The sequence below is a fragment of the Pseudomonas sp. MH10 genome, assembly GCF_034353045.1.
In the GTDB taxonomy this organism is placed as follows: domain Bacteria; phylum Pseudomonadota; class Gammaproteobacteria; order Pseudomonadales; family Pseudomonadaceae; genus Aquipseudomonas.
Genome location: NZ_CP133783.1, coordinates 4,983,559 through 5,009,202 on the forward strand (window position 1 = coordinate 4,983,559; position 25,644 = coordinate 5,009,202).

Annotated in this window: 24 protein-coding genes; 17 read left to right on the top strand and 7 right to left on the bottom strand. The window is 56.4% G+C overall.

What is annotated here, in order from left to right:
- Nucleotides 1-113: 113 nt before the first annotated feature.
- Together RHM59_RS22510 and RHM59_RS22515 are read left to right on the top strand one after the other, a co-directional pair.
- The gene (locus RHM59_RS22510) at nt 114-785 is read left to right on the top strand and encodes a response regulator (protein WP_322165882.1); all 672 of its coding nucleotides are present in this window, start codon (nt 114-116) and stop codon (nt 783-785) included.
- Nucleotides 778-2,178, top strand: coding sequence for a sensor histidine kinase (locus RHM59_RS22515; RefSeq protein WP_416195040.1), 1,401 nt, complete (start codon nt 778-780; stop codon nt 2,176-2,178). The genes RHM59_RS22510 and RHM59_RS22515 overlap by 8 nt, the downstream gene beginning before the upstream one ends.
- Nucleotides 2,179-2,241: 63 nt before the next feature.
- On the opposite strand, the gene RHM59_RS22520 is transcribed toward RHM59_RS22515, so the two are convergent.
- Both RHM59_RS22520 and RHM59_RS22525 read right to left on the bottom strand, forming a co-directional pair.
- Nucleotides 2,242-3,063: an HDOD domain-containing protein gene (locus RHM59_RS22520; RefSeq protein WP_322165881.1), complete on the bottom strand. Its 822-nt coding sequence runs from the start codon at nt 3,061-3,063 to the stop codon at nt 2,242-2,244.
- Between the two features lie 102 nt (nt 3,064-3,165).
- Complete coding sequence (locus RHM59_RS22525) at nt 3,166-4,107, bottom strand: folate-binding protein YgfZ (protein ID WP_322285470.1); 942 nt, start codon at nt 4,105-4,107, stop codon at nt 3,166-3,168.
- 161 nt (nt 4,108-4,268) lie between these two features.
- Between RHM59_RS22525 and RHM59_RS22530 the strand changes: the two genes are divergently transcribed.
- Nucleotides 4,269-4,523 carry a succinate dehydrogenase assembly factor 2 gene (locus RHM59_RS22530; protein WP_322165878.1) on the top strand — a complete coding sequence of 85 codons (255 nt, stop codon included), beginning with the start codon at nt 4,269-4,271 and terminating at the stop codon, nt 4,521-4,523.
- Entirely contained in the window at nt 4,507-4,974 is a 468-nt protein-coding gene (locus RHM59_RS22535) for a protein YgfX (RefSeq protein WP_322165877.1), read from the top strand. The genes RHM59_RS22530 and RHM59_RS22535 overlap by 17 nt, the downstream gene beginning before the upstream one ends.
- On the opposite strand, the gene nadB is transcribed toward RHM59_RS22535, so the two are convergent.
- A complete protein-coding gene (gene nadB, locus RHM59_RS22540) occupies nt 4,943-6,559 on the bottom strand; it encodes an L-aspartate oxidase (protein ID WP_322165876.1) in 1,617 nt (538 codons plus the stop codon). The genes RHM59_RS22535 and nadB overlap by 32 nt on opposite strands.
- A 499-nt stretch (nt 6,560-7,058) precedes the next feature.
- Here nadB and rpoE point away from each other — a divergent pair, with 499 nt between their 5' ends.
- The 11 genes from rpoE (at nt 7,059) to pdxJ (ending at nt 17,486) form a co-directional block, all read left to right on the top strand.
- On the top strand, nt 7,059-7,640 hold the full coding sequence (gene rpoE, locus RHM59_RS22545; protein ID WP_020288878.1) for an RNA polymerase sigma factor RpoE: 582 nt from the start codon (nt 7,059-7,061) through the stop codon (nt 7,638-7,640).
- A 31-nt stretch (nt 7,641-7,671) separates the two neighbouring features.
- Nucleotides 7,672-8,265 (top strand): anti sigma-E factor RseA C-terminal domain-containing protein, encoded by a 594-nt coding sequence (locus tag RHM59_RS22550; RefSeq protein WP_322165875.1) that lies wholly within the window; start codon nt 7,672-7,674, stop codon nt 8,263-8,265.
- 8 nt (nt 8,266-8,273) lie between these two features.
- Complete coding sequence (locus RHM59_RS22555) at nt 8,274-9,242, top strand: MucB/RseB C-terminal domain-containing protein (RefSeq protein WP_322165874.1); 969 nt, start codon at nt 8,274-8,276, stop codon at nt 9,240-9,242.
- Between the two features lie 306 nt (nt 9,243-9,548).
- Entirely contained in the window at nt 9,549-10,976 is a 1,428-nt protein-coding gene (locus RHM59_RS22560; RefSeq protein ID WP_322285471.1) for a DegQ family serine endoprotease, read from the top strand.
- 189 nt (nt 10,977-11,165) lie between these two features.
- Nucleotides 11,166-12,965, top strand: coding sequence for a translation elongation factor 4 (gene lepA, locus RHM59_RS22565; RefSeq protein ID WP_322165872.1), 1,800 nt, complete (start codon nt 11,166-11,168; stop codon nt 12,963-12,965).
- Nucleotides 12,966-12,970: 5 nt separating this feature from the next.
- Nucleotides 12,971-13,825 carry a signal peptidase I gene (gene lepB / locus RHM59_RS22570; protein ID WP_322165871.1) on the top strand — a complete coding sequence of 285 codons (855 nt, stop codon included), beginning with the start codon at nt 12,971-12,973 and terminating at the stop codon, nt 13,823-13,825.
- A gap of 114 nt (nt 13,826-13,939) precedes the next feature.
- Nucleotides 13,940-14,317: a DUF4845 domain-containing protein gene (locus RHM59_RS22575; protein WP_322165870.1), complete on the top strand. Its 378-nt coding sequence runs from the start codon at nt 13,940-13,942 to the stop codon at nt 14,315-14,317.
- Entirely contained in the window at nt 14,314-15,003 is a 690-nt protein-coding gene (gene rnc / locus RHM59_RS22580; protein ID WP_322165869.1) for a ribonuclease III, read from the top strand. Before RHM59_RS22575 ends, rnc begins: the two co-directional genes overlap by 4 nt.
- Nucleotides 14,996-15,898, top strand: a complete 903-nt coding sequence (gene era, locus RHM59_RS22585; protein ID WP_322165866.1) for a GTPase Era — start codon at nt 14,996-14,998, stop codon at nt 15,896-15,898. Before rnc ends, era begins: the two co-directional genes overlap by 8 nt.
- Nucleotides 15,899-16,003: 105 nt before the next feature.
- Nucleotides 16,004-16,687, top strand: coding sequence for a DNA repair protein RecO (gene recO / locus RHM59_RS22590; protein WP_322165865.1), 684 nt, complete (start codon nt 16,004-16,006; stop codon nt 16,685-16,687).
- A 52-nt stretch (nt 16,688-16,739) separates the two neighbouring features.
- Nucleotides 16,740-17,486: a pyridoxine 5'-phosphate synthase gene (gene pdxJ, locus RHM59_RS22595; RefSeq protein ID WP_322165864.1), complete on the top strand. Its 747-nt coding sequence runs from the start codon at nt 16,740-16,742 to the stop codon at nt 17,484-17,486.
- Nucleotides 17,487-17,576: 90 nt separating this feature from the next.
- On the opposite strand, the gene cmoB is transcribed toward pdxJ, so the two are convergent.
- From cmoB to lon, 4 genes are all read right to left on the bottom strand, one after another.
- Nucleotides 17,577-18,536: a tRNA 5-methoxyuridine(34)/uridine 5-oxyacetic acid(34) synthase CmoB gene (gene cmoB / locus RHM59_RS22600; RefSeq protein ID WP_322285472.1), complete on the bottom strand. Its 960-nt coding sequence runs from the start codon at nt 18,534-18,536 to the stop codon at nt 17,577-17,579.
- A complete protein-coding gene (gene cmoA, locus RHM59_RS22605) occupies nt 18,533-19,276 on the bottom strand; it encodes a carboxy-S-adenosyl-L-methionine synthase CmoA (RefSeq protein WP_322285473.1) in 744 nt (247 codons plus the stop codon). Before cmoA ends, cmoB begins: the two co-directional genes overlap by 4 nt.
- A 160-nt stretch (nt 19,277-19,436) precedes the next feature.
- The gene (locus tag RHM59_RS22610; RefSeq protein WP_322165861.1) at nt 19,437-19,829 is read right to left on the bottom strand and encodes a protease inhibitor I42 family protein; all 393 of its coding nucleotides are present in this window, start codon (nt 19,827-19,829) and stop codon (nt 19,437-19,439) included.
- A 101-nt stretch (nt 19,830-19,930) separates the two neighbouring features.
- On the bottom strand, nt 19,931-22,351 hold the full coding sequence (gene lon / locus RHM59_RS22615; RefSeq protein WP_322285474.1) for an endopeptidase La: 2,421 nt from the start codon (nt 22,349-22,351) through the stop codon (nt 19,931-19,933).
- A 262-nt stretch (nt 22,352-22,613) separates the two neighbouring features.
- Between lon and RHM59_RS22620 the strand changes: the two genes are divergently transcribed.
- Nucleotides 22,614-23,288: a methylamine utilization protein gene (locus RHM59_RS22620; protein WP_322165859.1), complete on the top strand. Its 675-nt coding sequence runs from the start codon at nt 22,614-22,616 to the stop codon at nt 23,286-23,288.
- The gene (locus RHM59_RS22625) at nt 23,285-25,642 is read left to right on the top strand and encodes a putative bifunctional diguanylate cyclase/phosphodiesterase (RefSeq protein ID WP_322285475.1); all 2,358 of its coding nucleotides are present in this window, start codon (nt 23,285-23,287) and stop codon (nt 25,640-25,642) included. The genes RHM59_RS22620 and RHM59_RS22625 overlap by 4 nt, the downstream gene beginning before the upstream one ends.
- Nucleotides 25,643-25,644 lie beyond the last annotated feature (2 nt).

Here is a 25,644-nt window from a genome sequence, read left to right on the forward strand (position 1 = left end):
TCACTAACCTTTCACTGGCTCACCAGCAACGCCGGATTTGTTTTTCGTGCTTCACAGCCGTCGACACGGCTGTAAACTTCACGGCTTATAACGCTAAGAAACCGGAGCAGTCGATGCGCGTTCTTCTCGTTGAAGATCATTTGCAACTGGCCGAGAGTGTGGCGCTGGCCCTGAAAAGCCAAGGCCTGACGGTCGATGTTCTGCACGATGGCGTGGCTGCTGATTTGGCCCTGAGCACTGAGCAATATGCCGTTGTGATTCTGGATGTGGGGTTGCCGCGAATGGACGGCTTTGAGGTGCTGGCTCGTTTGCGAGCCCGGGGCAAGAACCTCCCGGTGCTGATGTTGACTGCCCGCAGCGAGGTCAAAGACCGGGTGCATGGCCTCAACCTCGGCGCCGACGATTACTTGGCAAAACCTTTCGAACTCTCCGAGCTGGAGGCGCGGGTCAAAGCGTTGCTGCGGCGTAGCGTATTAGGCGGCGAACGTCAGCAGCGTTGCGGTGCGTTGGTCTATGACCTCGACACACGACGGTTCGCGTTGGGTGATGAGTTACTGAACTTGACCTCTCGCGAGCAGGCGGTGCTTGAAGCACTGATTGCGCGACCTGGGCGCGTGATGAGCAAGGAACAATTGGCCGCGCAAGTGTTTGGCCTCGAGGAAGAGGCCAGCCCTGATGCCATCGAAATCTACGTCCACCGCTTGCGCAAAAAAATCGATGGGCATCCGATCGCCATCGTCACCTTTCGCGGTCTCGGTTATTTACTGGAAAGCCGCGATGCATGAGGTGGCTGGCGTGGCGCCAAGCAGCTTGCGCTGGCGGCTGCTATGGAACCTTGGGTTGCTGCTTACCGTGCTGATGCTCGCCAGCGGTTTGAGTGCTTACTGGAACGGTCGTGAAGCTGCCGACACGGCGTATGACCGCACCTTACTGGCTTCCGCACGGACCATCGCTGCCGGGGTTTCTCAACGCGATGGTAGCCTGAGCGCCGACGTGCCTTACGTGGCCTTGGACACGTTCGCCTACGACAGCGAGGGGCGCATTTATTACCAGGTTAATGACATCAACAAGCAGCTGATTTCGGGTTACGAAAATCTGCCTGCGCCGCCGCCGGGAACGTTGCGCACTGACGACTATCCTGCGTTGGCGAGCTTTTACAATGGCCGTTATCAAGGTCAGAACGTGCGTGTCGTTAGCTTGCTCAAACCCGTCAGCGATCCGAACATGAACGGCATGGCGGAAATTCGGGTGGCCGAAACCGAAGAGGCTCGGGTGCGCATGGCGCGCAGTTTGATGGCTGACACATTGGTGCGCTTAGGCTTGTTGGGCGCGGGTGCGCTGGTGTTGGTGTGGTTCACCGTCAGCGCGGCGCTGCGTCCGCTGGAGCGCTTGCGCACAGCAGTGGAAGCGCGTCAGCCAGATGATTTGCGCGCACTGCCGCCGGTGGATGTTCAGCGCGAACTTCAACCGTTGGTGGGCGCCTTCAATCATTTCACTGAACGCTTGCGGGTGCAGTTCGAACGTCACGCGCAGTTCATTGCTGACGCTGCGCATGAGTTGCGCACGCCCTTGGCCGCACTCAAGGCTCGGGTCGAACTGGGATTGCGCGACACCACTCCGGCGAATTGGCGCATCACCCTGGAAGCTGCGGCGCAGGGAACTGATCGGCTGACTCATCTGGCCAATCAGTTGCTGTCGCTGGCACGAATTGAAAACGGTGCAAGGGCAATTTCCGAAGGCGGCGCGCAACGACTCGACCTGAGTCAATTGACGCGGGAGCTGGGCATGGCCATGGCGCCCTTGGCCCATGCTCAAGGCGTCGCCTTGGCGTTGGAAGCGGATGAATCGGTGTGGTTGCGTGGCGAACCTATTTTGCTCAATGAACTGTTGAGTAATTTGGTCGACAATGCGTTGGCGCACACCCCGCCGGGCGGCAATGTGATTTTGCGGGTTAGCGCGCCGGGCGTGCTTGAGATCGAAGACGACGGCCCCGGTATTCCCGAGGCGGAACGTGAGCGCGTGTTTGAACGCTTTTATCGGCGTGATCAGCACGGTTCAGGGTCGGGGCTGGGCCTGGCGATTGTCGGCGAAATCTGCCGCGCGCACTTGGCCCAGATCAGCCTTCATGATGGGGCAGAGCGGGGCTTGAAGGTGCGCGTGAGTTTTGTGCCGGCTTGATAGGGTGCAATGGACCGATGTAATCACAGGTTTCGGCAATTCGCGAATGGCAACAAGATCACGCTAAACCAGCATGTTCATCGACTCATTCATTTCAGCGACGAGGGCGCCATTTTCAAGGTCTAGACCGAGGCGGATAAAGGCAGGTAGGTTGCCTAACTCCAAAGCAGCGAAGGGATGGTGCGTGCCGTGGTAACTGTGCACCGTCGCGACTTGCACCAGATCGACATAATCCGCTTGGTCCACTTGGCGCTCAAAGTCCAGAAACTCCCCCGGTACCTTGGCCAGCATCTCTGGGAACTCCCAGGCAGTGAGCAGCTTTTGACCAATGAACGGATGAATCTGCTCGATCACGTGGTTAAGACTGACGGCATCTGAAAGCAGTTCGAAATGGTCCTCGGCGTACGTCAGGATCGGCAATACGCCAATCAGGTGCATCATCCCGGCTAACGTGGCTTTATCGGGTTTGAGCTTGGAATGATTGCGGCACAACGTGTAGCTGATCCCTGCTACCTGCAGGCTTTTTACCCAGATGTCGTGCATTTTTCGCGCAACGACATCCGACTTGGCCTGGAACATTTGCTCCACTACCAGTCCGATTGCCAGGTTGCAGCTGTAGTTGATACCCAAGCGGGTAATCGCCGTGTGCAGGTCGCTCACTTCGATAGTGCCGCGCATCAGCGGGCTGTTTACTACTTTGATCATTCGTGCAGAAAGTGCAGTGTCGCCGGCGATGACTTTGCTCAGTTCACTGACGCTGATGTCTTGGTTTTCGGCGGCCGTGCGAATTTTCAGGGCCACTTCCGGCAGCGTAGGTAGAAATAACGCGTCGCTGTTGATCGCCCGAATCAAATCCCTTTGCACTGTGTCAGCCATCGTGTTCATGTCACATCTCTTAGGCGTGGCGTGGTTACTGCTTCCGAGCACTCGACGAGCGCCCGGGTTTAGCCGTGTTGGACCCGGAAAACGAGAGAAAGTGCGTATTGGTTAGCGCTGAGTTTCCAGTTTGGAGTCCAGCGTATACGGAAGGTGTGTCAATTGAAGTGTCAAACCGTCCGCAGCGCCAACATGAATGTGGCCATCCTCGGCAGCATCCGCCTGCAACACCGCCAGTAGCTCAATGCCATCCTCGGCCTGCGCAGCCATCACCACTTCACCCACTGCACTGGCATGAACCGGTGAAAACAGGGCAGTGCCTGGTTCGGGAAGGTCGATGCCCGCAAGGGTCAGGCGATAGAGTCGGCGCTTGAGCTTGCCCAAGTACTGCATGCGGGCGACGATTTCCTGTCCGGTGTAGCAGCCTTTTTTGAAACTTACGCCGCCGACTGCCTGCAAGTTCAGCATCTGCGGGATAAATGTTTCGCGGGTATTGCCCATTACTTGGCCGATGCCCGCACGGATCTGCCCCAGCAACCAATCGTTCAATGAGCCTTGAGCCAGATGTGCAGCAAGGCGAGCTTGCACGTCGTCGGCCTGGTCGGCGGCTGCCCAAAGCTCGGCGCGAGCGGGCGACACCCGGATAGCGATCAGGCCATTGGCACGCACCACTGAATCCGACGCCTGTGGCAAGTCCAGCCCCAGCGAGACCAGTGCGCCGTCGCCGTCATGAAGGCCGAAACGCACCCAGCCAGCGCTTTCGTCCGTCAGCTTGGATTTGGAAAACACGGCGTATTTTTTTAGGTCGGCCAATTGCGGCTCGATCAATTCTGACGCCATCGCCAGTAGGCAGCCATCACCTTCAAGCAAAATCCGAAAGCTCGACTGCATGCGACCTTTTTGCGTGCAGCGTGCGCCGAGGGTGGCTGCGGTGTCGTTTAGATAGTTGAGATTGCAGGTCAGCTGGCCCTGAAGAAACTTGCTGGCGTCAGGGCCGCGGACGGCGAGTATGCCCTCGTGGGACAGCGTGCAGAAAAAAGCGGAGTCGGCCATGGGTCATCGCAGGGTAAAAAGTCTGGACACCATAATAGTGCTGACTTCGCAGAATAGGTACAGGCTTGATCACTCATCCATTGAAAACCCCTGCGACCAAAGCGCAGTGCGTCACGCTGAGCTGCGCCTGTATACTTGCCGCCTAATTTGAGGAGCGCTCCATGGTCGATGACGTTGAACTCAACCGGCTCTACTGGCACAGCCGCCGTGGCATGCTTGAGCTGGATGTACTGCTGGTACCGTTTGTAAAAGAGGTATACGCCACCCTGAACGCCGAAGATCGCGATCTTTATCGTCGATTGCTGACCTCTGAAGATCAGGACATGTTCGGTTGGTTCATGCAGCGCGAAGAGTCGCCAGACCCGGAGCTGCAACGCATGGTCAGAATGATTCTGGATCGTGTCCAGCCGAAGTGATCGCTTCGAATGCCGTTGGCAGGCCTCGCGGCTGTTGCTGACGGCGTATTTGATAGCGCAGGCGCTGGCGCTGATTTCGTTATTTTCTCTAGATGTGTTTTGGTGGGCCCGTGCGTTGGGCGCTTTGGCGTGCCTGGTTCATGGGTGTTGGGCGTTGCCGCGGTTTGTTTTGCTGAGCAGCCCGGCCGCGTTCACCGGTTTGCGCCGCGACGCCGACGGCTGGCAGCTTTGGAGCGATGGCAACGGCTGGCAAGCGGTGCAATTGCGCCGCGACAGCCTGGCGCTGCCTGTGTTGGTGGTGCTGCGGTTTCGCGTCGTCAATGGGCCGCGATTGATCGATCGGCGGCTGCGCGGTCTGTGTATTCCCCGCGATGCGCTGACGCCGGAGGTACACCGGCGTTTGCGCGTGCGCTTGAAGTTCAGCCGACGTAGATGGGCGGCACCAGAATAGTGTCGAGTGCCACGGGCAGCATGTCCGGGTAATCCAGCGTGTAGTGCAGCCCCCGAGATTCCTTGCGTTCCATGGCAGACCTGATCATCAGTTCGGCAACTTGAGCCAGGTTCCTCAGTTCAATAAGGTCTCTGCTGACTTTATAGTTGCTGTAGAACTCGTCAATTTCGTCCAGCAGCAGACGTACCCGATGCTGTGCGCGTTGCAAGCGTTTGTTGGTGCGTACAATCCCTACATAGTCCCACATGAATCGACGTAACTCGTCCCAGTTGTGGGCGATGATCACGTCTTCGTCGGAATCGGTCACCTGGCTGGCATCCCAGGTCGGCAGTTCCTCGGGCAGAGGGATTTTCGGCAACTGCTCGAGAATGTCGGCAGCGGCAGATCGGGCGTAAACGAAGCACTCCAGCAGCGAGTTGCTCGCCATCCGGTTGGCGCCATGCAACCCGGTAAAACTGGTTTCGCCAATCGCATATAGGCCCGGAACGTCGGTGCGACCTTGCTCGTTGACCATCACGCCACCGCAGGTGTAATGCGCTGCGGGGACCACCGGTATCGGTTGTTTAGTGATGTCGATGGAAAATTCGAGGCAGCGTTCATACACCGTAGGGAAGTGGGTTTTGATGAACGCTTCAGGCTTGTGGCTGATGTCCAGATAAACGCAGTCGATGCCCAAGCGCTTCATTTCATGGTCGATGGCCCGGGCAACGATATCCCGAGGCGCCAGTTCGGCCCGAGGATCGAAGCGCTGCATGAAGCGTTCGCCGTTGGGCAGTTTGAGAAACGCGCCTTCGCCCCGCAGGGCTTCGGTGACCAGAAAGCTTTTAGCTTGCGGGTGATACAGGCAGGTAGGGTGGAACTGGTTGAACTCTAGATTCGCCACCCGGCAACCCGAACGCCATGCCATGGCTATCCCGTCACCGCACGCGCCATCGGGGTTACTGGTGTACAGGTAAACTTTTGCTGCGCCGCCCGATGCCAGAATCGTGAAGCGAGCGCCATAGGTATCGACTTCGCCGCTGGCGCGATTGAGCACGTAGGCGCCAAGGCAGCGTTGACCCTCCAGACCCATACGACGTTCGGTGATCAAATCCACCGCCACCCGTTGTTCCAGAAGTTCGATGTTAGGCCGAAGCCTGGCTTGAGACAGCAACGTCTTGAAGATCGCGGCGCCAGTAGCATCGGCGGCGTGGATGATGCGGCGATGGCTGTGGCCACCTTCACGCGTCAAATGGAATTCAAATCCGCCATCTTCCGTGGCAGATTGATCGTCACGGGTGAAGGGCACACCTTGGTCAATGAGCCACTGAATGGCTTCTCGGCTGTGCTCGACGGTGAATCGCACCGCGTCTTCATGGCAGAGCCCGCCACCGGCGTTGAGCGTGTCTTCGACATGGGATTGCACGGTATCCGTGTTATCTAGAACCGCAGCGACGCCACCCTGAGCCCAGAATGTCGAGCCATTGGCCAGGTCGCCTTTACTTAGAACGGCAATGCGTAAATGGCTGGGTAGGGTCAGCGCAAGGCTCAGGCCTGCGGCACCGCTTCCAATGACCAAGACGTCGTGTTGAAAATGTTGGCTCATGTCGTAACTCCGCGCGCAGCGGCCACTAGTATATAGAGGGGTGGATCGGCACAATAGCCGAGCTTTTATGGCATTGTGAAACCACAGCGCGGCAGGAGTGTGCCCCAGTCTGATCAGATCTGCATACCGTTTTCCCGATAGGTGGGCGCAGGCGTGACTGTTTCAGGGTTGAAGCATATTCCTCGTCCTAAATGTGGCGATGTCTTACACCTGATAGCGAAATGCCGGGAACTTTCATGCACCCCGGAAGCTCAATAGCAGGTTGCCTATAAAGGGACGCGTCGTTTGTGTGCGGATTTATGTGACTGCGCCGCACACTGATCGGCGACAAGATTATTTACGCAGCCGGCCATGTCCGCGCTGCGTTTTTCGTGCGGCTAATGACTGTCCGTAGGAAACTTGCTTGGAGGGGAGAACTTTTGCGAAAAGCCCGAGTCTATGTTTGCAAGCCTGTTCAACGGCTGATGCAACACTCCTTCAGGTCCACCGAGGAGTGTTCATGCTAACCCAGGAAGAGGATCAGCAGCTGGTCGAGCGTGTACAGCGCGGCGACAAGCGAGCCTTTGATCTGCTCGTGCTGAAATACCAGCACAAAATTCTCGGGTTGATCGTGCGATTCGTGCACGACACCCATGAAGCCCAGGACGTTGCGCAAGAAGCGTTTATTAAAGCCTATCGCGCACTTGGTAATTTTCGCGGCGACAGCGCCTTTTATACTTGGCTGTACCGCATCGCCATTAATACGGCGAAAAACTATTTGGTGTCGAGAGGTCGGCGACCACCAGATAGCGATGTAAGGTCTGAAGACGCGGAGTTCTATGACGGCGATCATGGCCTCAAGGATATCGAGTCGCCAGAGCGTGCATTGTTGAGGGATGAGATCGAGGGCACTGTCCATCGAACTATCCAGTTACTTCCGGAAGATTTACGTACGGCTCTAACTTTACGCGAATTCGACGGTCTGAGTTACGAGGACATTGCCAGTGTCATGCAGTGTCCGGTGGGTACCGTGCGATCTCGGATTTTCCGCGCTCGGGAAGCCATCGATAAAGCCCTGCAGCCGTTGTTGCAGGAGTCCTGAGACAGCGGCGATAGCCAAGAGAGGAACCGCCATGAGTCGTGAAGCCCTGCAGGAATCGCTGTCCGCAGTGATGGACAACGAAGCGGATGAGCTGGAAATACGTCGGGTGCTGAATGCCTTTGACGATGCTGAGACACGTGCTACCTGGTCGCGTTACCAAGTTGCTCGCGCAGCGATGCACAAAGATTTGCTATTGCCTCATCTGGACATTTCGGCTGCTGTTTCTGCCGCGATTGCAGATGAAGTGAGCCCGCTTAAAGCGCCGCGCAGCCCTTGGCGTAGCTTGGGTCGTTTGGCAGTAGCTGCTTCGGTAACTGTGGCTGTATTGGCTGGTGTACGTTTGTACAATCAGGACGATATCGCCGGCGCAGAGCTTGCGCAGCAGGCGCCTCAGCCAGCAAATCTGTCCGTACCGCTAGTAAAAGGCCCGGCAGTTCTGGCCGGTTACAACGAAAGCGCCGAACAAGCTCCGGGTCCTATGGCCAGTGGCGTGATGCAAGGTCAAGCCGGTTGGCATGATCAGCGTCTGCCTGGTTATCTGCGTCAGCATGCTCAGCAAGCTGCGTTGAAAGGCACTGAAAGCGCGCTTCCTTATGCTCGTGCTGCCAGCTTGGAAAACCGCTAAGGAGGATCATGCGCGCCATCCCTCTATTGCCGCTTCTGCTCAGTGGATGGCTGGTTCTTCCAGCGCACGCCGACGATGCGCAAGACCTCCTCAAACGTCTTGCGCAGGCTGAGCAACAGCAAAGCTTTCAAGGCACTTTTGTTTACGAGCGTAACGGTAGTTTTTCTACCCATCGAATCTGGCATCGAGTCGTCGATGGCAAAGTTCGCGAGCATATGCTCCAGTTAGATGGTTCTGCGCAAGAAGTGCTACGCGTCGACGGGCTTACTCAGTGCGTGAGCGGCCTACTTGTATCAGGCATAACCAATCAACCGGATTCTCCTGCACGAGCGTTTGATCCAAAGAAGTTGTCTGCTTTCTATGAAATTAACATAGTTGGGAAATCCCGTGTGGCGGGTCGTAATGCAATTATCGTTGCACTAACGCCGCGCGACCAACATCGCTATGGCATTGAACTGCATGTTGATAGTGAAACTGCATTGCCGTTGAAGTCGTTGTTACTCAATGACAAGGGGCAATTACTTGAGCGATTCCAGTTCACCGAACTGGATACACGCGATATCCCAACAGACCAGATGTTGGAAGCAACCGCCGATTGCAAGCCCGTGCAAACCGCCAGTGCCAAAGAAGACTCATCCAGCGTCCCGGCGACTTGGCGGTCAGACTGGGTGCCTGATGGTTTTCAGTTGAGCCGCAGTTCAGCGCGGCAAGATCCAACGTCCAAAGTGACGCTCACCAGCCTGATGTATGACGATGGCTTGGCGCGATTCTCGGTATTCATCGAGCCGGTAAACGCGACGGACACCGCTGATATTCGTACTCAGTTAGGTCCTACCGTTGCGGTTTCGCGTCGGGTTGCCACTGCTTCAGGCGACGCCATGGTAACGGTTGTGGGAGAAATTCCGATTGGCACCGCTGAGCGTATTGCGCTCTCAATGCGCAATGCTGATTCGCAATCAAAGCAGGTTGCCAAATAAATCGCCCCGGTATCAACGGTGTACGCGCAAGCCGTGAACAAGATTTTCTCATTCGCCGCGATATGATCTGCAAAACGAGCTTTAGCGTGTTTCGCAGAGAGATGCTGAAATGTTTTGTGAAGGTTCAGGTTTGCAAAAAAAATCGATTGTTTCTATAGGTCATAGCCCCCCAGCTCTGGCCTTTGTCGTTTCTGGGTCAAGAAAATTGGCTGACAGAATCCGGTCGCAGTCGCTAGTGATGTGCATCCGCTTTTTCGGACCGGTCGGTCCGACAGCTCAACCATGCTCGTTGTGTACGGGAGACGTATGTTGATACCAAGCTTGAAGTCCTATTTGTCACTCGTTGCCGCTGTATTGATGCTCAGTCAAGTGGCCGTTGTTCAGGCAGAGTCTTTGCCTGACTTTACCGGTTTGGTCGAGCAAGCTTCGCCCGCTGTCGTAAACATCAGTACGCGACAAAAAATGCCGGAACGGTCCGTGGCAAGTGGTCAAATGCCCGACCTGGATGGCCTCCCGCCACAGCTTCGAGAGTTTTTCGAACACAGCATGCCCAAGGGGCAACGCACTCCCAAGGGTGATCGTCAGCGTGAAGCTCAGTCCCTGGGCTCTGGCTTCATCATTTCACCCGACGGGTACGTGCTGACCAATAACCACGTGATCGAAGGAGCGGACGAAATTATCGTGCGTCTGTCCGATCGCAGTGAATTGAAAGCCAAGTTGGTCGGAACCGACCCGCGCACTGACGTTGCCGTGCTGAAAATTGACGGCAAGGACCTGCCCACCGTCAAGATCGGTGATTCCGACAAGCTGAAAGTGGGTGAGTGGGTATTGGCCATCGGCTCGCCGTTCGGCTTCGATCACTCAGTGACCAAAGGCATTGTCAGTGCCAAAGGTCGCAGCCTGCCGAATGACACCTATGTGCCGTTCATCCAGACCGACGTGGCGATCAATCCGGGTAACTCCGGTGGCCCGCTGTTCAACATGGCCGGCGAAGTGGTCGGGATCAACTCGCAGATATTCACCCGCTCTGGTGGTTTCATGGGTCTGTCTTTCGCGATCCCCATTGACGTCGCCATGGACGTAGCCAATCAGTTGAAATCGGGTGGCAAGGTCAATCGCGGCTGGTTGGGCGTGGTGATTCAGGAGGTCAACAAAGACTTGGCTGAGTCCTTCGGTCTCGACAAGCCAGCCGGTGCGCTGGTGGCTCAGGTACTGGATAACGGTCCTGCGGCAAAAGGCGGCATTCAAGTGGGTGACGTGATTCTCAGTGCCAATGGTCAGCCCATTGTCATGTCCGCCGACCTGCCACATATAGTCGGCAATATGAAGGACGGCAGTAAAGCTGACCTGCAAGTGATTCGAGACGGCAAACGCCAAACCGTGAGCGTTACCATTGGTGCGCTGCCGGACGAAGGCCAGGAGATGGGTATTCCTGGAGAGGGCGCTGAGCACAGCAGCAATCGTCTCGGTGTCTCGGTGGTCGAATTGACTGACGAGCAGAAAAAGAACTTCGACCTCAAAGGCGGTGTAGTGATCAAGGAAGTGCAGGAAGGTCCTGCGTCTTTGATCGGTCTGCAGCCGGGCGATGTGATTACCCACCTGAACAATCAGGCGATCACGTCCGCGAAGAACTTCACTGAGGTTGCCAAAGACCTGCCGAAGAACCGGTCAGTCTCCATGCGCGTCTTGCGCCAGGGCCGTGCAAGCTTTATTACGTTCAAACTGGCTGAGTAACCGGGCGGCTTAATAAAAAGGGCGGTGATTACCGCCCTTTTTTGTGTCCGTAGTTCAGGTAATGCGGTTACATAACCGTAACTGATCGTTGCCTGGCTTACGAACGTGACGCCCCAGCCTTCGATCAGGTACAATTCCCGGCTATTTTTCGGCGGGCAGTCTGCCTGCAACCTTTTTGAGTGTTGATCCGTGAGTGATTTGAGTCATATCCGCAATTTCTCCATCATCGCCCACATTGACCATGGCAAGTCGACGCTGGCCGACCGCTTCATTCAGATGTGTGGCGGCTTGTCCGAGCGCGAGATGGAAGCTCAAGTCCTCGATTCCATGGACTTGGAGCGCGAACGCGGCATCACCATCAAGGCTCACAGCGTTACCCTGTATTACAAGGCGCTGGACGGTAAAACCTATCAACTGAACTTCATCGACACCCCAGGCCACGTTGACTTCACCTATGAAGTCAGCCGGTCGCTGGCTGCCTGTGAAGGCGCGCTGCTGGTTGTTGACGCAGGGCAAGGGGTTGAAGCCCAGTCCGTCGCCAACTGTTACACCGCTATCGAGCAAGGCCTTGAGGTCATGCCGGTGCTGAACAAGATCGATTTGCCGCAGGCAGACCCTGATCGCGTCAAAGAAGAAATCGAAAAGATCATCGGCATTGACGCTACTGACGCAGTTGCCTGCTCGGCCAAAACCGGCCTCGGCGTTGATGAGGTGCTGGAGCGTCTGGTTCACACCATCCCTGCTCCGACCGGTGATATCGACGCGCCGCTGCAAGCGTTGATCATCGATTCCTGGTTCGACAACTACCTTGGCGTTGTGTCGCTGGTGCGCGTGCGCAACGGCCGCGTACGCAAGGGCGACAAGATTCTGGTCAAATCCACCGGCAAAATGCATTTGGTGGACAGCGTAGGTGTGTTTTCGCCCAAGCACACACAGACCGTTGATCTGAAAGCTGGCGAAGTGGGATTCATCATTGCCGGTATCAAAGACATCCACGGCGCCCCCGTTGGCGATACTTTGACCCTGAGCACCACGCCTGATGTAGCCGTGTTGCCCGGCTTCAAACGTGTTCAGCCGCAGGTGTATGCCGGGCTGTTTCCGGTCAGCTCGGACGATTTCGAAGACTTCCGCGAAGCGCTGCAAAAGCTGACGCTGAATGACTCGTCCTTGCAATACGCGCCGGAAGCCTCCGACGCGCTTGGTTTTGGCTTCCGCTGCGGCTTCCTCGGCATGCTCCACATGGAGATTATCCAGGAACGTCTAGAGCGCGAGTACGATCTGGACCTGATCACCACGGCGCCGACGGTAATTTTTGAATTACTGTTGAAAACCGGTGAAACGATTTTGGTCGATAACCCGTCAAAGCTTCCTGATCAGTCTACGATCGAAGACATGCGTGAGCCGATCGTACGCGCCAATATTCTTGTGCCTCAAGAACACTTGGGTAACGTCATTACGCTGTGCATCGAAAAACGTGGCGTGCAACACGACATGTTGTTCCTGGGCACTCAGGTACAAGTGACCTACGACCTGCCGATGAACGAAGTGGTCTTGGACTTCTTCGACCGTCTCAAGTCGGTGAGCCGTGGTTATGCGTCTCTGGACTACCATTTCAACCGTTACCAATCTGCAAACCTGGTCAAGCTTGATGTGTTGATCAACGGTGAGAAAGTCGACGCGTTGGCGTTGATCGTGCACCGCGACAACGCGAACTTCAAAGGTCGCGCGTTGACCGAAAAGATGAAAGAACTGATCCCGCGGCAGATGTTCGACGTGGCAATCCAGGCCGCCATTGGCGGGCAGGTTGTGGCACGGACAACCGTCAAGGCGCTCAGAAAGAACGTACTGGCCAAATGTTACGGTGGTGACGTTAGCCGTAAGCGTAAACTGCTCGAGAAGCAGAAGGCCGGTAAAAAACGCATGAAGCAAGTCGGTAACGTGGAGATTCCACAGGAAGCCTTCCTTGCAGTGCTCAGGTTGGATAGTTAGGTCCTATGTCACTAAATTTCCCGCTGTTGTTGGTCATCGCCGTTTTCGTATGCGGTTTGCTTGCATTGCTCGACTTGGCCATTTTGGCGCCACGTCGGCGTACCGCGATATCGACTTATCAGGGCAGCGTCAGCCAGCCGGATGTCGCCATCGTAGAGCGACTGAACAAAGAACCTTTGCTGGTTGAATACGGCAAATCGTTCTTTCCAGTGCTGTTCATCGTGCTGATTTTGCGCTCGTTTCTGGTAGAGCCGTTTCAGATTCCGTCGGGGTCGATGAAGCCAACACTGGACGTGGGTGATTTCATCCTGGTAAACAAATTCTCCTACGGCATTCGGTTGCCCGTACTGGATCAGAAAGTGATCCAGATCGGCGATCCGCAGCGCGGTGACGTCATGGTGTTTCGCTACCCAAGCGACCCAAGCGTCAACTACATCAAGCGTGTAGTAGGTTTGCCCGGTGATCAGATTCGCTATACCAGTGACAAGCGTCTGTTCATCAATGGTGAATTGGTCGCCAAGCAGTTGATCGGTTCTGAACCAGGCACTCTAGGCAGCGCAGAGCTTTATCAAGAGAAACTGGGCGAAGTTGAGCATCAGATTCGTCAGGAAATGAGTCGCTACCGCGCGCCACCTGATCATGAATGGACCGTGCCAGCGGCGCACTATTTCATGATGGGTGACAACCGTGACAACTCTAACGACAGCCGTTTTTGGGACGATCCCAATATTCCCAAGGATGAACTGGGCATGGTCCCCGACAAGAATATTGTCGGTAAAGCCTTCGCTGTCTGGATGAGCTGGCCTGAGCCGAAACTGAGCCACTTCCCGAATATTTCCAGGGTTGGCCTGATCAAGTAGCCAAATACGGCGCTGTTTCGCAACAGCGCCGTATGTCATTTGGGCTGGCTTGAAACGCTGGCAACGGCACAAAAACCTTGCTGGCAAATAGAGCAGCTACGCTTGAGGTCGAACATGACATCCGCCGCGTCGCAAAAAGGTTTGTCCTTATTTGGGTGGTTGCTCACATTGGCGCTGGTCGCTTTTGTGGCGAGCACGGCGTTTAAAATGATTCCGCATTACCTCGACTACATGTCGTTGAAGAAAATTATTAGCTCGGTCGATACCGACAAAGCGCTGGAAATTACAACGGTCAGCGATTTTTACAGCCATGTCAGCAAGGGCATGGAGGTCAACAGCATTCGGGATTTGGATTTGAACAAGGCGTTAAGTGTGACGGTGGAGAACAACCAGTTCCTCGCCCATTTGAAATATGAGAATCGCGAACCACTGATCGAGAATATCGATTTAGTGATGAAATTCGACCACGAATTCAGTGTGGCTAAACCGTGAGCGTTTCCTTAAGTCGCCTGGAGCGTCAGCTCGGCTACACCTTCAAGGATCAGGACCTGATGATCCTGGCCCTGACTCACCGAAGTTTTGCCGGACGCAACAACGAACGTCTGGAGTTCCTCGGTGATGCCATTTTGAACTTCGTCGCTGGAGAGGCTTTGTTCGACCGCTTCCCTCTTGCGCGAGAAGGCCAGTTGTCTCGGCTTCGTGCGCGCTTGGTGAAAGGTGAAACCCTGGCGTTGCTGGCCCGTGGTTTCGACTTGGGCGAGTACCTGCGCCTGGGTTCCGGCGAATTGAAAAGCGGTGGGTTCCGTCGCGAATCGATTTTGGCCGATGCCCTTGAAGCATTGATCGGTGCAATCTATCTGGACGCTGGCATGGACATGGCGCGAGAGTGCGTGTTGGCCTGGCTAACCACCGAGTTCGATAGCCTGACGCTGGTCGATACCAACAAAGATCCGAAAACCCGTCTGCAAGAGTTTCTGCAGTCGCGCGCCTGTGACTTGCCACGTTATGAAGTGGTGGATATCCAGGGCGAACCGCACTGCCGACTATTCTTCGTCGAGTGTGAGATCACCTTATTGAACGAAAAAAGCCGGGGTCAGGGTGTCAGTCGTCGCATTGCCGAACAGGTAGCAGCGGCCGCAGCACTCATTGCCCTTGGCGTGGAGAACGGCCATGACTGATTCAACCGCAACACGCTGTGGCTATGTTGCCATTGTTGGCCGGCCCAACGTGGGCAAGTCCACGCTGCTGAACCACATTCTCGGCCAAAAGCTGGCGATTACTTCGCGCAAGCCACAGACCACCCGTCACAACATGCTCGGCATCAAAACTGAGGGCCCGATTCAAGCGGTCTATGTCGATACCCCTGGCATGCACAAAAACGGTGAGAAAGCGCTCAACCGCTACATGAACAAAACCGCGTCGGCTGCCTTGAAAGATGTAGACGTGGTGATTTTCGTCGTCGACCGCACACGTTGGACCGACGAAGATCAGATGGTCCTTGAGCGCATTCAGTACGTGCAAGGTCCGGTGATTCTGGCGATCAACAAAACTGACCGTCTCGAAGACAAAGCGGCATTGATGCCGCATCTGGAGTGGCTGCAAGGGCAATTGCCCAACGCCCAGATCGTGCCGATTTCCGCGCAACAGGGTCATAACCTTGAAGCACTGGAAGGGCTGATTGCCTCCCACCTGCCGGAAAACGATCACTTCTTTCCGGAAGATCAGATTACCGACCGCAGCAGCCGTTTCCTCGCCGCTGAGCTGGTTCGCGAAAAGATCATGCGTCAGCTGGGTGCTGAGCTGCCGTATCAAATTACCGTGGAAATCGAACAATTCAAGCAACAAGGCAAAACCCTGCACATTCACGCACTGATTCTGGTGGAGCGTGACGGGCAGAAGAAAATCATCATTGGTGACAAGGGCGAGCGGATCAAGCGTATCGGCACCGACGCGCGCCGGGACATGGAGCTGTTGTTTGACTCCAAAGTCATGCTCAACCTGTGGGTCAAGGTCAAAGGTGGCTGGTCCGATGACGAACGCGCCCTGCGTTCGCTGGGTTACGCCGACCTGTAAGCCAAACAGCCGGTGTCGGGTCGCCTTGTCGGCCCGGCACCGCGCAGATTCATATCGTTATCCGCTACGCTTCCCATTGCTGCGATCTGCGAGCCTGCCTGAACGATGAGCACGCCAACCGGCCAACTTGCTTATGTGCTGCACAGCCGGGCGTACCGCGAAAGCAGCGCATTGGTTGACTTCCTCACGCCTCAAGGTTTGTTACGTGCGGTGTTACGCAGCGCGCGCGGTAAGGCCGGCACCCTGGCCCGTCCTTTCGTTCCGCTGGAAGTCGAATTTCGAGGTCGTGGCGAGCTAAAGAACGTCGGGCGCATGGAAAGTGCTGGCCTGTCGACATGGCTCATTGGCGAAGCGCTGTTCAGCGGTCTTTACCTGAACGAACTGCTGATTCGGTTATTGCCCCCTGAAGTCCCCCATCCGGCTGTTTTCGACCACTATGCCGCCACCTTGTTGGCCTTGGCCGAAGGTCGTGCGCTGGAACCGTTGTTACGCTCCTTCGAATGGCGCCTGCTCGACGAGCTGGGTTACGGCTTCGACCTGCACGCTGATATCGACGGTGAGCCGGTGGCGTCAGATGGCATGTACCGTTTGCGGGTGGATGCCGGGCTAGAGCGCGTTTGGTTGTTACAGCCTGGCGTGTTTCAGGGCGTAGAGTTGTTGGCCATGGCAGAGGCGGACTGGAACGCACCAGGCGCGCTGGCTGCAGCCAAACGCTTGATGCGTCAGGCGCTTGCCGTGCACCTGGGCGGGCGGCCGCTGGTTAGTCGTGAATTGTTTCGTAAGCCGTGAGCACACTTTATGCTGCCCAGGTTTGTTGTGATCAAATTGACAGGAGACATCTGTGACTCAAAGCACTCGCATTCTTCTTGGCGTGAACATCGACCACGTGGCCACTTTGCGACAGGCCCGTGGCACTCGTTACCCCGATCCGGTGAAAGCTGCGCTGGATGCCGAAGAGGCAGGGGCTGATGGAATAACCGTACATTTGCGCGAAGACCGCCGTCACATTCAGGAGCGTGACGTGCTGCTGCTCAAGGATGTATTGCAAACACGCATGAACTTCGAGATGGGTGTGACCGAAGAGATGCTCACGTTTGCCGAGCGTCTTCGTCCGGCCAATATCTGTTTGGTTCCGGAAACCCGCCAAGAGCTGACCACCGAAGGCGGTCTGGACGTCGCGGGACAAGAAGCGCGGATCAAGGCCGCGGTGGATCGACTGACGAAGGTCGGTTGCGAAGTGTCGTTATTCATCGACCCTGATGAGCGGCAGATCGCGGCGTCCAAACGTATCGGAGCACCTGCTATCGAATTGCACACCGGCCGTTACGCCGATGCACAGACCCCTAGCGACGTTGCAGAAGAATTGCAGCGAATTGCTGATGGCGTCGCGTTTGGCTTGGCCCAAGGCCTGATCGTCAATGCCGGTCACGGTCTGCATTACCACAACGTCGAAGCGGTCGCGGCGATCAAGGGCATCAACGAATTGAATATTGGCCATGCGTTGGTGGCCCATGCACTGTTCGTGGGTTTCAAATCGGCCGTTGCCGAAATGAAAGCGCTGATAGTGGCGGCGGCAGCCAAGGGTTGATCAAGTAGACCGCGTCAAGTTGCTCGCCAACAAGAGGGTATCTACAGAGTCCTGTTCAATCCCCTGTAGAGCCAACGTGTTGGCGAGCCTTTATGGCTTACGCGCCACAATCACAGCCCGCATCGGCGCTGGCAAGCCTTCCACCGTGCGGCTGTGGTCCGCTGGATCCAGGTAGTCGCTCAACGACTGAAAACGCATCCACTCTGTACCGCGCTGTTCTTCGACAGTGGTCGTGCTGACGTCGACACAGCGCACGTCAACAAATCCGGCACGGCGCAGCCACAATTCAAGCGCGGGCACCGAGGGCAGGAACCAGACGTTGCGCATCTGAGCGTATCGGTCTTCCGGCACCAGCACTTGCTGCACATCGCCCTCCACCACCAAAGTCTCCAGCACCAACTCGCCGCCTTTTACCAAGCAGTCTTTCAGTGCCAGCAAGTGGTCTATCGGTGAGCGCCGGTGATAAAGCACACCCATGGAAAATACGGTATCGAAGCCTTCGAGGCTGGCGGGCAGGTCTTCCAGGGTAAACGGCAGGTGCCAGGCGGGAAGGTCAGGCAAAAAGCGCTGCATCGCCTGGAATTGGCAGAAAAACAGCCAGTTTGGATCAACCCCAATCACGCTGTCGGCCCCGGCGCCCAGCATGCGCCATTGGTAATAGCCGTTGCCGCAACCGACATCCAGCACCCGTTTGCCTTTCAAATCCAGGTGCGGCGACACCCGCGACCATTTCCAATCGGAGCGCCATTCGGTGTCGATGTGTACGCCAAAGACATCGAACGGCCCTTTGCGCCACGGGGACAAACCCATTAGCGCAGTGCGTAATTGCGCACGGGTTTCAACATCACAGTCGCAGTCGAGCGTGAAGCTTTCAGCCAAGTCAATGCGCGTGGGCTTGAGCGGTGGCAAGGCGTCCAGTGCGCCTTGCCAGCGCTCAAGGTCGCCATGGCTTTTAGTCATCTTGGTATCAAGCTGTGCTTGCAGGCCGTTAGCCCACTCAGCCAAGGGCGTGCCCGCCAAACGGCGGACCAGTGGAGCGAGATCAATCATGGCAGGGCAATCAACGAGGCAAAGTTAAGGCATTGGAACCACGGCACTACTTTGGAAAACCCGGCCGCCAGCAGGCGATCCCGATGTTCTTCAAGGCTGTCGGGCTTCATGACGTTTTCGATGGCGCTGCGCTTCTGGGCAATTTCCAGCTCGCTGTAGCCATTGGCGCGTTTGAACGCGATGTGTAAATCGGTGAGCAGGGCGTGTTCTTGATCATCGGTAAACCGCAGTTTTTCCGAGAGGATCAGTGCGCCACCGGGCACCAACGCCTGACGCACCTGGCTGAGTAAATCCAGACGTTGCTCGGGGGCGATGAACTGCAGCGTGAAATTCAACGCCACCACCGAAGCCGGCTGGAATTGCAGCGCGAGAATGTCGCCTTCGATAACCTCGACCGGCAACAACTCTTGAAACATCGAGTCCTGTGCTTTGAGGTATTCACGGCAGCGTTCCACCATCGCCGAAGAGTTATCCACAGCGATCACGCGGCAACCTTCGCTGCGTACGTGCCGGCGCAACGACTGGGTGACTGCGCCTAGAGAGCTACCCAAGTCATACAACACGCTATTGGGCTGAGCGAACTGCGCCGCGAGCACGCCTAGATTCTCGACAATCGTGGGATAGCCCGGCACTGAACGCTTGATCATGTCCGGAAAAACGCGCACCACGTCTTCGTTAAAGGCGAAGTCCGGCACTTGGGCCAACGGCTGGGCGAAAATACGGTCGGGTTCTTTGCTCACAGCGATTCCAGCATGGAGGGCGAAAAGGCCGGCATTTTAGCGAAGTTAGCCCCAGGAAGCGACGTCGCCCTACTATTACCTGTAGAGCCAACTTGTTGGCGAGGCTACGTCAGTCTCGCCAACAAGTTGGTTCCTACAGAAGATTAGTGGGTTTCTGAGATTAATTAACCGTAATAGCGCAATCAAACGTCTTCACCGGCGCCACTTCCGGCGCCCACGGCTGTTGATAGGTCATCATCAAGCGTCCGGTCCCGGCGTTAGCCGCTTGATAACGCCACGCCGACTGCCCAGCAGTACCGACCAGCCCGGCATTTTCCGGGTTGCTGTAAACCTCAGGGCCCAAGCTGCGCAAAACACCGGGTGCGGGGTTTTGCACTGCCCAGCGATAGCCGGTCTCAGGAGTACTGGGTAGGGTCAGGAGTAGGGTTTGCCCGGACTTCAGTTTAAGCGGGCAATCACTTTGCTTATCAAGGCTAACGATTTGCCGGGGTTGTTGCGCGCAAGCAGCAAGCAGGGCGAGGCTCAGCGGGACGAGCAGGCGGGTGGCAGTCATGGAGGCTCCAGTCGTATGCAACGAACCCAGAGCATAGCCTTTCTCGCCAACACGTTGGACTGCACCTGCAGGAGCCAACGTGTTGGCGAAACAATTAACCCTTAAAACAATATCTTCGCTACGTCAGCAAAGCGCTTGGCAAAGTGGACGGTTATCCCTTCCTTGAGGTACTCCGGCAGCTCTTCAAAGTTGCCTCGGTTGGGCTCTGGCAGGATCAGCTCATGAATTTTCTGTCGCCGCGCCGCGATGACTTTTTCACGAACCCCTCCAATCGGCAGTACATGCCCGGTCAGCGTCAGCTCGCCGGTCATGGCCACACCCTTTTTCGGTGCCTGGTTGCGCGCCAACGACAACAGAGCGCTGGCCATGGTCACCCCAGCACTCGGGCCGTCTTTCGGGGTTGCGCCTTCGGGCACGTGCAAGTGGACAAATGCTTCGTCGAAGAACCTTGGGTCCCCACCGAATTGCGCAAGATTGGCACTGACATAGCTGTAGGCGATTTCCGCAGATTCCTTCATAACATCACCCAACTGCCCGGTGAGTTTGAAGCCGCGATTAAGCGTGTGAATCCGGGTTGCTTCAATCGGCAGTGTCGCGCCGCCCATGCTGGTCCAGGCCAAGCCGGTAATGACACCGGTACCAGACAGAACCTGCTCGTTACGGAATACCACTGTTCCCAGCGACGCTTCGAGGTCTTTGGGCCCGAGCTTGATCACCAGGTCTGGGCTGTCGATCAACTTGACCACCGCTTTACGCACCAGTTTGCCCAGCTGTTTTTCCAGTTGCCGAACCCCGGCTTCCCGAGCGTAACCGTCGATGACCTGACGCAACGCGCTGTCGCTGATAGTCAGATTGGTTTTCGACACGCCAGCCTTTTTCAGCTGTTTTGGCCACAAGTGGCGCTTGGCAATGGCGAGCTTTTCTTCAGTGATGTAGCCCGACAGGCGAATCACTTCCATCCGGTCCAACAGCGGGCCGGGAATCGAATCCAGGGTGTTGGCGGTGCAGACGAACAGCACTTTCGACAGGTCCAGACGCAAATCCAGGTAGTGATCGAGGAATTCCACGTTCTGTTCCGGGTCAAGGGTTTCCAGCAGCGCCGAGGCAGGGTCGCCCTGGTAGCTTTGGCCCATTTTGTCGATCTCGTCGAGCATGATCACCGGGTTCATCACTTCCATGTCTTTGAGCGCTTGGACCAGTTTGCCCGGCTGCGCGCCGATGTAGGTCCGACGGTGACCTTTGATCTCCGCTTCGTCGCGCATGCCGCCGACGCTGAAGCGGTAGAAAGGTCGCCCCAGGGATTCGGCAATCGAACGGCCAACGCTGGTTTTGCCCACGCCCGGCGGACCGACCAACAACACAATGGAGCCGCTGATCTCGCCTTTGTAAGCACCCACCGCGAGAAATTCGAGGATGCGGCTCTTGATGTCGTCGAGCCCGGCATGGTGTTGATCGAGCACCTTGCGCGCATGCTTGAGGTCGAGTTTATCTTTGCCGTAGACGCCCCACGGCACCGAGCTGGCCCAGTCGAGGTAGTTGCGGGTGACAGCGTATTCCGGCGAGCCCGTTTCAAGGATCGACAGTTTGCTCATCTCCTCATCGATGCGCTTGCGGGCCTGCGGCGGTAAGGTCTTGCCTTCCAGCCGCTGCTCAAACTGTTCGATGTCGGCGCTGCGGTCGTCCTTGCTCAAGCCAAGCTCTTGCTGGATGACCTTAAGTTGTTCCTTAAGGAAGAACTCGCGCTGATGTTCGCCGATCTTGCGATTCACCTCGGCGGAAATTTCTTTCTGCAGCCGCGCCACTTCAACTTCCTTGCGCAGCATCGGCAAGACCTTCTCCATGCGTTTGAGCATGGGCACGCAATCGAGTACCTGCTGCAATTCAGCCCCGGTGGCCGAGGTCAGCGCGGCGGCGAAATCGGTCAGCGGCGATGGATCGTTGGGGCTGAAGCGGTTCAAGTAGTTTTTCAGTTCTTCGCTGTACAACGGGTTCAGCGGCAGCAGTTCCTTGATCGCGTTGATCAGGGCCATGCCGTATGCCTTGACCTCATCAGTCGCTTCGACGGGTGTCTGCGGGTATTCAACCTCTACCAGATACGGTGGGCGATGGTGTTTGAGCCACGTGCGAATGCGCACACGGCTCAGGCCCTGAGCGACGAATTGCAATTTGCCGTTTTCGCGGCTGGCGTGATGTACCTTCACCAGCGTGCCGTATTCAGGCAAAGCGTGGGTGTCGAAATGGCGGGTGTCGTCGGGCGGCGCGTCCATGAAAAACAGCGCCAGGGAGTGGTGGTCCGACTTGCTGACCAGCTCCAGGGTCTCGGCCCAAGGCGCTTCGTTAACGATCACCGGCAGCACTTGGGCCGGGAAGAACGGGCGGTTGTGGATCGGAATGATATACACCTTGTCCGGAAGGTTCTGTCCCGGCAGGGCCAAGCTGGTACTGGTGGAATGTTCGGGTACATCGTGTTCGGCATTGATGTCTTCTGACACAGTCGCTGAGTCGGTGTGCTGGTCGCTCATGGGGCACCTGCATAATTGAATATGCTGTTTAGATGGGGCGCGGCGGAGCGGGTTTCAATGGCCTTGCCAAATTGATTCAGCCAGACTTAGGTTGCTGCTTGAAATGCTGATACGGTTAAAGAGGTATTCGACGAGTAGTGGCTAGATGCCTTTTTAAAAGCGTGACCTTCTCAATGCGTACCACTAATCTGCCTAGCTGATTTTTCATTGCCAAGGCAGGCGTACTGTTTATTGGCGTTGTTGTTACGGAACGGAAACAGCTATGCGCAGCGTATTTTCTTCAGTTGTTTTGGTGATGTTTTCAGTCATTTTCAGTGTGAGTGTATCGGCGGCGAACTTCGAGGCCGATATCGTGGATCAACAGGGCAAGCCTCTGAAATTTGCCGTGCTCACTCTGCAAGGACCGCCAGGCAACGTAGCCATAGCCCTCAAAGCCGATATGGACCAGCGCGATCAGCAATTTGCACCGCACGTGCTGGCTGTCCATTCGGGTACGCAAATCGCCTTTCCCAACAGCGATAACGTCCGCCATCAGGTGTATTCGTTTTCTCCGGCCAAGCGTTTTGAACTACGGTTGTACGAAGGAACGCCGTCATTACCGGTGCTGTTCGACAAGCCCGGGGTAGTCGTATTGGGCTGCAATATTCATGACTCTATGCTGGGTTATGTGTATGTCACCGATGATCCCTGGTTTGCAGTCAGCGGGGGTGATGGTGCGATTAAATTCGATCAACTGGCTGCCGGGCATTACAAGGTAACGCTCTGGCATCCTGATTCGGCTGACATGCAGCCAGTATCGGGCGGCGAGATCGACGTCCCGGTCAACGGGTTGCGCCAGCGATTCACGCTGCCAGTGCAACCCAAAGACACGGATATGGACATGACCCCGGCGCCGAGTGCTTTTGGCGACGCCTTCAAGAAGGCCGCGCATGAATGAACCTTCGCAGTAGTTTCCAGGCGCGCATCGCTGGCGTATTGATCTTGTTAATGCTGGTTGTCATTGGCGCTGTGTACTTTGCGGTCAAGGCGGCCACGGATAACGCGGTGCGGATTCAAGCCGAAGAACAGTTAGAAGTCGGTACCCGCGTATTCCAGAATTTGCTGGATATTCGCGGTCGACAACTGCGTGATGGCGTCCAGTTGGTGGCTGCGGATTTCGGTTTTCGTGACGCAGTGGCCAGCCGCGACTCAGCAACCATTCGCTCGGTCTTGCGCAATCATGGCGCGCGGATCAACGCCAGTGACATGTTCCTGCTGAGCATGGAGGGCAAAGTGTTGGCCAGCACCGTAGAGCAGATACCGGAAGGCAGCCAATTTCGTTTCGACAAGGCTTTGCGCACGGCCCGCCGCACCAACTCCTCGGTGCTGATCGTGCCGCTCGATGGCAAGCCGCATCTCTTGGTGGAAAGTACCGTCTTGGCGCCCCTGCCCATTGGGCGGGTAGTGATGGGCTTTGCGATCGACAGCGATTTTGCCCAAGAACTGCGCTCTCTCAGTGGTCTGGAAGTCTCGTTTCTTGCTGTTGATAATCAACAATCCGGGCAAATGGTCAGTACTCAGCCCGATTCGCTTTATAGCAGCCTCAATAAGGTGATGCTCGACACCTCTCAAGGTCGGCAAATGCACCTGACCGAGCACATGAATCAACGCTTCCTCAGTCAGTCGCTGACCCTGGTCAATTCCGGTAATCCTGAAGACGGTCAGGTCATTGCCTTGCTACAAAGTCCTGTGGATCGAGCGATGCAAGCGTTCGCTTTGCTGGATGAAAAAATCATCTGGATCGCCCTTGGGGCCTTGTTGGCCTCGTTGGTGGGTGCTCTGTTGTTGGCGCGCAATGTGTCACTGCCGGTGCGTGCGCTGGCGAAAGCGGCAGAACGCATCGGTGATGGGGATTACCAAACGCCGCTGGTCCTCAAGCGTAGTGATGAATTGGGTCGGCTGGCCAGCGCCTTTAATTCGATGCAAAGCGGCATTGCTGAGCGCGAGCAACAACTGGCGCACAACGCCCTGCACGATACCCTCACTGGTTTGCCTAACCGGGCGTTGGCGATGGAGCGCCTGAGCAGTGCGATTGCTGCTGAGCGCCCAGTTGCGTTGCTGTACCTGGACATTGTTAACTTCCGGGCTATCAATGAAAGCATCGGCGCCGAAGGTGTCGATCACATGCTGCAAGGAGTAGGTGCCCGGGTGCAGGCGGCGCTTCGGCCTGGCGATACCGTTGCGAGACTTACCGCCAACGAGTTTTTGCTGCTGCTGGAGAATACAAGCAGTGACGGTGCCGTCGCCATGGCCGACAAACTGCAGCAACTTTTACTCATGCCCCAGCGGATCGGCAGTCATGACCTGTCGCTCGATTGCTGCGTGGGCATTGCGGCTTACCCGGCCGACGGTGCGGCGCCCCAGGAGTTGCTCAGCCGAGCGGCCATTGCCCGTCAAGATGCCGCGCACCTTCCGGGTCGTTTGCAAATCTATCAGGAGGGTCGCGACCTGGCCCACCAACGCCAGATCAGCCTGATCCGCGATTTGCGTCATGCCGCGGCGAATAACGAATTGGTGCTGCATTACCAACCCAAACTGGACATCCGCCAAGGCGTGGTGCGCCAGGCCGAAGCGTTATTGCGCTGGCAACATCCGCACTTCGGGTTGGTGTCACCATTGGAGTTCATCGTCCTGGCCGAGCGCACTGGCAGCATCCAGCTGTTGACCCACTGGGTGATCGAAGACGTCATGCGCCAGTGGGCTCAGTGGAACAGTCGCGGCTTGCGGGTGCAGGTTTCGTTGAATATTTCGGCTGACGACTTGCTCGGTGATGAGCTGGTCGGGCGGGTGTCGACCTTGCTCGAGAAATACCAGGTTCCGCCGGATCAACTGATCTTTGAAATCACTGAAAGCGCCGTCATGCGTGAGCCTGAGCATGCGCTGGAAGTGCTGCACCGTTTGCGTGAGTGCGGCATCAGCCTGTCGGTGGATGACTTCGGCACCGGCTATTCATCGCTGGCGCACCTCAAGCGGTTGCCGGTGCAGGAACTCAAAATTGATCAGTCGTTTGTCCGTGACCTAGACGAGACCAGTGAAGACGCGGTTATTGTTCGTTCGACCATTGAGATGAGCCACAACCTGGGCCTCAAGGTGGTGGCCGAAGGGGTTGAGTACGAACGCAGCCTGCGCCTCCTTGAACGTTGGCACTGTGATACTGCTCAGGGTTACTTGATCAGTCGTCCATTGACTGCCGCCGTGTTTGAAGCCTGGATGGCCAAGCCATTGGGTTTACCCAGCCTGATGGTTCACTGATT

What these genes read in the sequence shown, in the direction of transcription:
- RHM59_RS22510 (WP_322165882.1), top strand. Translation starts at nt 114, where the DNA reads ATGCGCGTTCTTCTCGTTGAAGATCATTTGCAACTGGCCGAGAGTGTG.
- RHM59_RS22515 (WP_416195040.1), top strand. Translation starts at nt 778, where the DNA reads ATGCATGAGGTGGCTGGCGTGGCGCCAAGCAGCTTGCGCTGGCGGCTG.
- RHM59_RS22520 (WP_322165881.1), bottom strand. Translation starts at nt 3,063, where the DNA reads ATGAACACGATGGCTGACACAGTGCAAAGGGATTTGATTCGGGCGATC.
- RHM59_RS22525 (WP_322285470.1), bottom strand. Translation starts at nt 4,107, where the DNA reads ATGGCCGACTCCGCTTTTTTCTGCACGCTGTCCCACGAGGGCATACTC.
- RHM59_RS22530 (WP_322165878.1), top strand. Translation starts at nt 4,269, where the DNA reads ATGGTCGATGACGTTGAACTCAACCGGCTCTACTGGCACAGCCGCCGT.
- nadB (WP_322165876.1), bottom strand. Translation starts at nt 6,559, where the DNA reads ATGAGCCAACATTTTCAACACGACGTCTTGGTCATTGGAAGCGGTGCC.
- rpoE (WP_020288878.1), top strand. Translation starts at nt 7,059, where the DNA reads ATGCTAACCCAGGAAGAGGATCAGCAGCTGGTCGAGCGTGTACAGCGC.
- RHM59_RS22550 (WP_322165875.1), top strand. Translation starts at nt 7,672, where the DNA reads ATGAGTCGTGAAGCCCTGCAGGAATCGCTGTCCGCAGTGATGGACAAC.
- RHM59_RS22555 (WP_322165874.1), top strand. Translation starts at nt 8,274, where the DNA reads ATGCGCGCCATCCCTCTATTGCCGCTTCTGCTCAGTGGATGGCTGGTT.
- RHM59_RS22560 (WP_322285471.1), top strand. Translation starts at nt 9,549, where the DNA reads ATGTTGATACCAAGCTTGAAGTCCTATTTGTCACTCGTTGCCGCTGTA.
- lepB (WP_322165871.1), top strand. Translation starts at nt 12,971, where the DNA reads ATGTCACTAAATTTCCCGCTGTTGTTGGTCATCGCCGTTTTCGTATGC.
- RHM59_RS22575 (WP_322165870.1), top strand. Translation starts at nt 13,940, where the DNA reads ATGACATCCGCCGCGTCGCAAAAAGGTTTGTCCTTATTTGGGTGGTTG.
- era (WP_322165866.1), top strand. Translation starts at nt 14,996, where the DNA reads ATGACTGATTCAACCGCAACACGCTGTGGCTATGTTGCCATTGTTGGC.
- recO (WP_322165865.1), top strand. Translation starts at nt 16,004, where the DNA reads ATGAGCACGCCAACCGGCCAACTTGCTTATGTGCTGCACAGCCGGGCG.
- cmoB (WP_322285472.1), bottom strand. Translation starts at nt 18,536, where the DNA reads ATGATTGATCTCGCTCCACTGGTCCGCCGTTTGGCGGGCACGCCCTTG.
- RHM59_RS22610 (WP_322165861.1), bottom strand. Translation starts at nt 19,829, where the DNA reads ATGACTGCCACCCGCCTGCTCGTCCCGCTGAGCCTCGCCCTGCTTGCT.
- lon (WP_322285474.1), bottom strand. Translation starts at nt 22,351, where the DNA reads ATGAGCGACCAGCACACCGACTCAGCGACTGTGTCAGAAGACATCAAT.
- RHM59_RS22620 (WP_322165859.1), top strand. Translation starts at nt 22,614, where the DNA reads ATGCGCAGCGTATTTTCTTCAGTTGTTTTGGTGATGTTTTCAGTCATT.
- RHM59_RS22625 (WP_322285475.1), top strand. Translation starts at nt 23,285, where the DNA reads ATGAACCTTCGCAGTAGTTTCCAGGCGCGCATCGCTGGCGTATTGATC.